Genomic DNA, 7,621 nt, shown 5'->3' on the forward strand with positions numbered 1-7,621 from the left:
CTCAGTACCGATGTAGTTGTGATTGAGCATCCTGGCCTCTTCCTGAGCCAGGACGACAACCCGCCGCGCACGGTCGGTGAACCTCTCGAACATCTCGTCGCTCCTCACGAAGCGGTCAGGCGAGCACGGGAGATCCGGCCCGTCGTTCCGCATGGTAGCCCCGACCCAGCGACCCGCTCCTTGGCAGAAGGGTTCCCCAAGCGAAGGGCGTTCATGCTCTATCCAACCCCCTGCTGGGGGTGACATGTTCCCGATACGCCGCAAGCGAACGAGGTTTTAAGGGAGCACAAACACAATCGCGCGGTTATGCGATCGTCAGGTCCTCCGACGACCGGCATAACCGCACGATCAAGGGTGAAGTTAGGGAGTGTCCCGCCGATCTCGCCGTGGCGATCTAAGGGACACGACCTAGTGCGCGTCCTCGTACGCCTGGACGATCGAGGCGGCAATACGGCCGCGCTCACTCACGGGGTGTCCGTGAGCCTTCGCCCAGGCGCGGATCTCCGCACTCTTCTCGCGGGTCATGGCTCGCTGGCCCCCGCCGCCCGCACCACGACGGCGCCCACGGGCCTGCCCGCTGTCCGCGCGCCGCGCGCTGCTGACGAAAGGCGACAGGGCCTCGCGAAGCCGCTTCGCGTTGCCGTCGCTCAGGTCAATCTCATATGACGTGCCGTCAATCGCGAAGGTGACCGTCTCATTGGCCTCGCCGCCATCGAGATCGTCGATGAGAATCACCTGCGTGTGCTTGGCCATCCGGCAATCCTTTCGCAGCCCATAGTTTGATTCGTCAGCCAAACATATACCCGGTTTCCCCTGGCTGACAATTCAAGATTGCGGATTCTCAGGAACCTCTGAGTCCGGTGACTTCTCGCGTGGCTCCCGTGCCGTGCGGAGACCCGCCGCGTCGGAACGTACCAACTTTACGATGCCGTAGACGACCGCGCCGGCGACGACCACGGAAGGTATCAAGGCGGACAATACCTCTGTCATTCTGCCTCGCTCGTGCCGGGGGTGTCATTAGGTGCACCCGAGGAAATTCCGAGGACGTGGCAAGGTCACCGGCCTCTTGCCGGGCCGGGCACCCTGATACGACCATAGCGCCGGGAGGGACCGGACGCGCCTTCCGGGGTGCCCCAGGAGGGCCCGGGTAATCCCCCGTCTCTCCAGCGGCCTTACCGGATGCACTCGAAATCGTACCCAGAATGCCGACCCGGGCGGTCACCGCTCCCCGGCGTCCCTCCGTTTCACCGCTTGCGCACTTCCCGTACGAGGACGGGCGGCGGTAGCGGCACTCCCCGGGGTTCGGTGAGGCCCGAGCCGTAAGGGCAGGTGAGGAGCCTTGTGGCCAGGCCGGGCGGCCGCGGCCCGACAAGCGCGAAGCCGCAAACACGGTCGTGAAAAAGGCCGGCCGGAGGACGTACGGCCGTTGAAGAGCTCGGGCGAAACGAGGAGCGACGTCTCGGCGGCCGGATCTTCACAAGGAGCCCCCGCCCCCTTCTCGTACGGCGCGCACGCCTTGGCGAGATATACGCGCAAGCAGATCGCCACAGCCCGGAAGCCTCGTAAAAAGAGAGGACCGGCCGGTTCCACCAAGATCGACAAGCGGCGGCATGAAGATCGAATAAAGGAGCGGGAGCACAATCACGTGGACGGCCCGGGCGGCCGGGCGGCCGACTTTCGCACGGCCAAACGGTCCCCGCATTCCGCGGGCGGCGTCCGCCGCCGGGTAGAGCGGTGTGCATCCGGAGCGCCATAAGGGCCCCTGCGGCTCCATACTGCCCCATAAGCGCCCCTGACGGTTCCTTAAGCCGCCCGTGGACCGATATGACCCGGACGGGGACGGCGAGGGCCGGGCTTAAGGATTGGCGCCGGGGGCGGTCTCGCGGTCATTGGGGGCACCTCTCGGGACGGTGAACCCAAGCATGGCACGCCCGGGCGGCCCCGTACGGTTTTTCCCGCACAGCCGGATGGGCACCCGGTACCGGCGGCGCCAAAGCGGCCATAGAAAAAGGGGCCGATGGTCCGTTCCATCGGCCCCCCCAACGGTCGTTACCTGACCTTGACCACCACGGTCTTGGCGACCTTGTCATGCAACGCCTGCTGCAACGGCCTGTCCCAAAGCAGCCACAGGATATTCAGCAACGAGAAGATGCCCGCCAGGTACGTGACGAAGGGAATCCAGCGCACCAACTGCGGACCCCACATCACGATTGCGCGCTTACCGGCCGTGTCGACGGCGAGGCCGCCGTCGAGGGTTCCGCCGATCGATACGACCTTGATGCCCATCGCGATCTTTCCGAGCGTCTGCCCGCGCTGGCGCAGCATGACGAACTCGTAACCGACCATGACGATGCCGGCCAGGATCGCCGTGAGCAGTTCCGCCAGGAAGTAACCGCCTCCCGGGGTGATCCTCCCGTTCGCGATGTCGACACTCGGGTTGGTGATGATGATCGCCGCGATCACGACCGAGATGATCCCGAAGGGGATGCCGACGACCACGCCGTCGATGATGCGGGCGACGAGGCGCTGCCACCACTCCGCGAGCGGCGCCGGGGCGCCGGGCGGGATCGGCCCCGCGGCCGCGTACGGCTGGCCGTAGGCGGGCTGGGCGTAGCCCTGCTGGCCGTACTGCTGAGCGCCGTAAGCCTGCTGCTGACCGTAGCCCTGCTGCTGGCCGTACCCCGGCTGGCCGTACTGCTGCTGGCCGTAGTCCTGCGAGGCGGCCTGCTGGGCGCCGTAGCCCTGCTGACCGTACTGCTGCTGGCCGTAGCCGCCCTGCTGCTGACCCTGCTGGGCGCCGTAGCCCTGCTGGCCGTACTGCTGCTGGGCGCCGTAGCCCTGCTGCTGACCGTAGTCCTGCGAGGCGGCCTGCTGGCCGTACCCCTGCTGGGGTCCGGTCTGGCCGTAGCCCTGCTGCTGGCCCTGCTGGGCGCCGTAGCCCTGCTGACCGTACTGCTGCTGGGCGCCGTACCCCTGCTGCTGACCCTGCTGCTGACCGTAGCCCTGCTGCGGGGTCTGCTGGCCGTACTGCTGCTGGCCCTGCTGGGCCCCGTAGCCCTGCTGCGGGCCCGTCTGGCCGTAGCCCTGCTGCTGGCCGTACTGCTGCGAGGCGGCCTGCTGGCCGTACCCCTGCTGGGGCCCGGTCTGGCCGTAGCCCTGCTGCTGGCCCTGCTGGGCCCCGTAGCCCTGCTGCTGGCCGTAGCCGCCCTGGGCGGCGTCGTAGCCGGGCGGCTGCTGCGGGCCCGTGTTCTGCCCCGTGTGGCGGTAGTTGACGACCGTCACGTCAGGGTCGTAGTCCTGGGCCTGTCTGTCCGTGCCGTACCCGGGGTGCGATGACGGCGGTGGCGTTCCGTCCGACTCGTCCTGGGGGTACGGCGGCTGTCCGGTGCTCACCGTGTCACCTCGTTTCGAAGACGCATGCGCCGCACGTCCGTAGCACACGCTGATATTGCCAAAAGTAGCGACAGGCGTAACAACAGTCACCTTTGCGGACGCTGACAATTCGCGTCAAGATCATTATCTGCCGGGGCGTGAACGGCGGTCAATGGCGGTCGAGGTGCAGCAACATCCGGGTGTTCCCCAGAGTGTTCGGCTTGACGTGCTCCAGATCGAGGAACTCGGCGACGCCCTCGTCGTACGACGCGAGCAGTTCCGCGTACACCTCGGGAGAGACCGGTGTGCCCTGAATGGGCCGGAAGCCGTGCCGGGCGAAGAACTCGACCGCGAACGTGAGGCAGAAGACCCTCCGCACGCCGAGATCCTGGGCGGTCTCGATGAGCGCGGCGACGATCCGGTGACCGATGCCCCCACCACGCACCACGGGGTCCACGGCGACGGTCCTGATCTCGGCGAGGTCCTCCCACAGCACGTGCAGCGCGCCGCAGCCGACGACCTGCCCGCCCACCTCCGCGACCCAGAACTCCTGCACGTCCTCGTACAGCGTCACCGTGCTCTTCTTGAGCAGACGGGGGCCGACGCCCGAGTACGCGTCGACGAGGCGCCGGATCGCCCGGACGTCCGGCGTCCTGGCCCGGCGCACCGTCACGGCCGTGGCACCCGAACCACTGGATGTCTGCGCGGCGACCTGCTCCATGAGCGGTCAGCCTAGCCGGACGCAATCCGATCCCTCATAGTCGGCGCGAAGGACCTCCACGGATAACGGTCATTCCCAAACACCACGCCCGACATGAGGCCTGACCCTCTGTAGCCGTCAGGATACGGATGGACGCCCGGCCGACCCGCGAGACCGCGATCCGGTTCGTCCCACTTTTTCCGGCAGTCCGCGCGGCACATCCACCACCTCGAATCGCTCCAAACACAGGTAAACGCGGATGTACCCCCATTGAGCCCGTGACCCAGCTGTGATCGTTTGGTTGTCAAACGTAGACGGGTTTCGGAGTTCTGGTTGAGCAAGAACTCGCCGTGCACTATCGTCCACCGACGATGCCGGTCATCGTGAGCGCTCACGGCGGCCGGGCGCCGAATCTTCGAAGCACCGAGTGCGGAGGGGAGCCGGGGACCCAACTGCAGGATCAGGATCGGTTCGGTCTAGATCGTCAAGGGGTGAATCCACCAAGGTAGGGCTACTCCGGCCCGAACCCGTCAGCTAACCCGGTAGGCGCTCAGTAGTGCCCCGCCACATGGCCGTGCTCCACGACACACGGCCTGCCGCGGGGCACATGTGGGAGAGGAGCTCGGTTGCGCACGCGTGGAGGACGGCCGGCGGGCAGGCACGCCCGCCGCCGACGGTCCGGATCCGGCACGGCCGGTCCGGGTGCCATCCGCCGATTGGCGTTCGTCGGCGTCGCGCTCACCGCGATCACGTTCGGCGCCCCGGTGGTCCGCGCCACCGCCGACCCCAAGCCGAGCCTCAAGGAGCTCACGGAACAGGTCGAGAGCCTCTACACCGAGATCGAGAGCCTCACCGAGCAGTACAACGGCGAGCGCGTGCGGCTGAAGGCGGCCGAGAGGTCCGCCGAGCTCGCCAAGAAGAACCTCGCCAAGAGCGAGGCCGAGCTGGAGGTCCGCCGGCAGAAGGCCAGCGCCCTCGCGCAGCACTCCTACATGACCAACGGGCTCGGCAACGCGCTCGTGCTCATCGACAGCGACGCCGACCCGCGGAAGTACCTGAGCCAGGCCTCCACGACGTACGCGCTGGAGCTGCAGGAGAGCCAGGAGGTCGCCGAGGTCACCAAGGCCATGGACGCCGCCGCGCGGGCCAGGGAGAGCGCGGCGGCCCGGCAGGCCGAGGTCAAGAAGCTGCTCACCGGCCTCGACTCGCGCCGCGACAAGATCACCAAGTTGATCAAGAAGACCGAGAGCAGCCTCTACCGGCAGGTCTCCCGCACGGTCGGCAGCGAGACGCGCAGCCGGATGGCGTTCCCGATCGTGGGCGACGGCAAGGCCGCCCAGGCGGCGCGCTGGGCCCTCAGGCAGCAGCTCAAGCCGTACGTGTGGGGCGCCGAGGGCCCCGGCTCCTTCGACTGCTCGGGTCTCGTCATGGCGGCCTACCAGGCCGTCGGCATCAGCCTGCCCCACTACACGGGCGACCAGTGGACGGCCGGCACCCACATCTCCCGCGACCAGCTCCGCCCCGGCGATCTGGTGTTCTTCTACTCCGACCTGCACCACGTGGGCATCTACATCGGCGGCGGCTACATGATCCACGCGCCGCGCACGGGAGACGTCATCCACATCGCCAAGATCGCCGGACGGCCGTTCGCGGGAGCGGTGCGCGTCGCCGACTGAGCGGGGCCGCCGAGACCGCGCGCCCCGGAGCGCGCGCCGGCTGAACCGCGCCGCGAGACCGCGCGACCCGGAGCTCACACCGGCCTAGCCTCGCCGCGAGACCGCGCGACCCGGAGCTCACGCCGGCCGAGCCGCCGCTTGGACGGCTCCGCCGACGTCGCCGCTTTCTCCGGCGCCCTTCCCGGCCTCGTGCGATCCGGAACACGGTCAGATGAGGCGGCGGCGTGCCGCCCAGGCGACGGCCTCGATCGCCGTCGCGACGCCGATGCGGTCGCAGATGCCCCGCAGCCGCCGCCGCACCGTGCGCCCGCTGACGTCGAGACTGCGGCCCACGCGGTCTGCGGTCACGCCCTTGGCCAGCTCCGCGAGAAGAAGTAAGTCCTCATCGGTGATACCGGCACGATCAAAGTCCGAGGCGAGACTGTCACCTCGGTAGACGACCTCGGGAACACCCATCGTCCGCCCTCCCCCACGACGATGATTCGTCGGCCCACCCTTCAGGGAAGGTAAACGCCTGCCGCGAAGGTCGTCAAGGTTGAAAGCCGACCGGCCGGTCGTACGCCTTCCGGGGCGCCTCGACAGCCTCCGCCCGATCGCTTCCGGCGGCGCTCGGAGATTTCACCCAGGCACGTGAGCCGGCAGTCGGGTTCGGACCGGCACCGAGGGTCGATTACACCTTTCCTCCGCCTTACTTACGCACTTACAGGTGCCTACTAACTGAAAGAGAGTAACTCCCCCTACGCTCGGCGCCAGGTGGAAGGAGGACACATGAGAACACTGGTGGCACAGGACGGTGCCGTACGGGTGATCGAGACGCCAGATCCCGAGCCGGGGCCGGGCCAGGTGCGGATCAGGGTGGAGGCGGCCGCCGTCAACCCGATCGACCTCATCACCGCCTCGGGCGCCCTGCCCGATTACGGCCTCACGCCCCGGCTGGAGGCGTACGCGCTGGGCTGGGACGTGGCGGGCGTGGTCGACCGGGCCGGAGCGGGCGTGACGGCCGTACGCCCCGGTGAGCGCGTCATCGGGCTGTCGGATCGGCTGACCGACCGGCCCAAGGCTCAGTCGGACCTGGTGGTGCTGGACGAGGCGGCCGTCGCGCCGGCGCCCGCGGGGGTGGCCGCACCCGAGGCGTCGACACTGCCGCTGAACGCGCTCACCGCCGTCCAGGCGCTCGACCTCGCCGGGCTCGACAAGGGCGAGACCCTGCTCGTCACGGGCGCGGCCGGGGGCCTCGGCGGCTACCTCGTGGAGCTGGCCGCGGCGCGGGGGATCAGGGTCGCCGCGGTCGCCGCGCCGGGCGACGAGCCGCTCGTGCGGGGCTTCGGCGCGGAGTGGTTCATACCGAGGGGCGCCGACCTGGCCGCGACCGTCAGGGCCGTCGTTCCCGGCGGCGTGGACGGCCTGGTGGACGCGGCGGTCGCCGGCCTGCCCGCGCTGGACGCCGTGCGCAACGGGGGCGCGTTCGTCGCCGTCGCCGCCGGGCAGGCCCCGCTCCCGTTGCGCGGCATCCGGGTCTCGACGGTGTTCGTCCGCGCCGACGCGGACCAGCTCTTCGACGTGACGAAGCTGGCCGAGGCCGGACTGCTGACCACGCGGGTCGCCGGCACCTATCCCCTGGAGCGGGCGGCCGAGGCGTACGAACGCCTGCGCGGGGGTGGCCTGCGCGGCCGGCTGGTCCTGCTGCCCTGACGTCCTGCCGGTGACCTGGCCTGCCGGCGCCCTGACGCCGTCGGCCCGGCGCGCGGACGGGAACGGCTCGGGTACGACCGCGGGGCGGGGGGCCGTGGCCGACCGGCCCCCGCCCAAAAGAAAAAGGGGGGGGGGCCCCCCCCCCGCCCATAGAGCACGCGGGCGGAGGCAGCTACGGAGA

General features: G+C 69.2%; 6 protein-coding genes and 1 riboswitch. Of the genes, 2 read left to right on the plus strand and 4 right to left on the minus strand.

Features of this window, described 5'->3' with window-relative positions; translation table 11 throughout:
- Positions 1–408: 408 nt before the first annotated feature.
- From AB0J39_RS36500 to AB0J39_RS36510, 3 genes are all read right to left on the minus strand, one after another.
- Complete coding sequence (locus tag AB0J39_RS36500; RefSeq protein WP_079319595.1) at positions 409–753, minus strand: Lsr2 family protein; 345 nt, start codon at positions 751–753, stop codon at positions 409–411.
- Between the two features lie 1,296 nt (positions 754–2,049).
- The gene (locus AB0J39_RS36505) at positions 2,050–3,393 is read right to left on the minus strand and encodes an RDD family protein (RefSeq protein ID WP_363473241.1); all 1,344 of its coding nucleotides are present in this window, start codon (positions 3,391–3,393) and stop codon (positions 2,050–2,052) included.
- Positions 3,394–3,541: 148 nt separating this feature from the next.
- Positions 3,542–4,093, minus strand: a complete 552-nt coding sequence (locus tag AB0J39_RS36510; RefSeq protein ID WP_363473243.1) for an amino-acid N-acetyltransferase — start codon at positions 4,091–4,093, stop codon at positions 3,542–3,544.
- Between the two features lie 390 nt (positions 4,094–4,483).
- Positions 4,484–4,636: riboswitch (cyclic di-AMP (ydaO/yuaA leader) on the plus strand.
- A 152-nt stretch (positions 4,637–4,788) separates the two neighbouring features.
- Between AB0J39_RS36510 and AB0J39_RS36515 the strand changes: the two genes are divergently transcribed.
- Complete coding sequence (locus AB0J39_RS36515; RefSeq protein WP_363473245.1) at positions 4,789–5,748, plus strand: NlpC/P60 family protein; 960 nt, start codon at positions 4,789–4,791, stop codon at positions 5,746–5,748.
- A 207-nt stretch (positions 5,749–5,955) separates the two neighbouring features.
- On the opposite strand, the gene AB0J39_RS36520 is transcribed toward AB0J39_RS36515, so the two are convergent.
- Positions 5,956–6,204: a LuxR family transcriptional regulator gene (locus AB0J39_RS36520; RefSeq protein ID WP_363473247.1), complete on the minus strand. Its 249-nt coding sequence runs from the start codon at positions 6,202–6,204 to the stop codon at positions 5,956–5,958.
- Positions 6,205–6,516: 312 nt separating this feature from the next.
- Between AB0J39_RS36520 and AB0J39_RS36525 the strand changes: the two genes are divergently transcribed.
- A complete protein-coding gene (locus AB0J39_RS36525; protein WP_363473249.1) occupies positions 6,517–7,440 on the plus strand; it encodes an NADP-dependent oxidoreductase in 924 nt (307 codons plus the stop codon).
- The last annotated feature ends 181 nt before the right edge of the window (positions 7,441–7,621 follow it).

Origin of the sequence: Microbispora sp. NPDC049633, from assembly GCF_040675265.1 — a bacterium.
GTDB lineage: Bacteria > Actinomycetota > Actinomycetes > Streptosporangiales > Streptosporangiaceae > Microbispora > Microbispora maris.

Excerpts from the sequence above, each read along its gene's own strand:
- AB0J39_RS36520 (WP_363473247.1), bottom strand. The coding sequence starts at position 6,204 with ATGGGTGTTCCCGAGGTCGTCTACCGAGGTGACAGTCTCGCCTCGGAC.
- AB0J39_RS36525 (WP_363473249.1), top strand. The coding sequence starts at position 6,517 with ATGAGAACACTGGTGGCACAGGACGGTGCCGTACGGGTGATCGAGACG.
- AB0J39_RS36510 (WP_363473243.1), bottom strand. The coding sequence starts at position 4,093 with ATGGAGCAGGTCGCCGCGCAGACATCCAGTGGTTCGGGTGCCACGGCC.
- AB0J39_RS36500 (WP_079319595.1), bottom strand. The coding sequence starts at position 753 with ATGGCCAAGCACACGCAGGTGATTCTCATCGACGATCTCGATGGCGGC.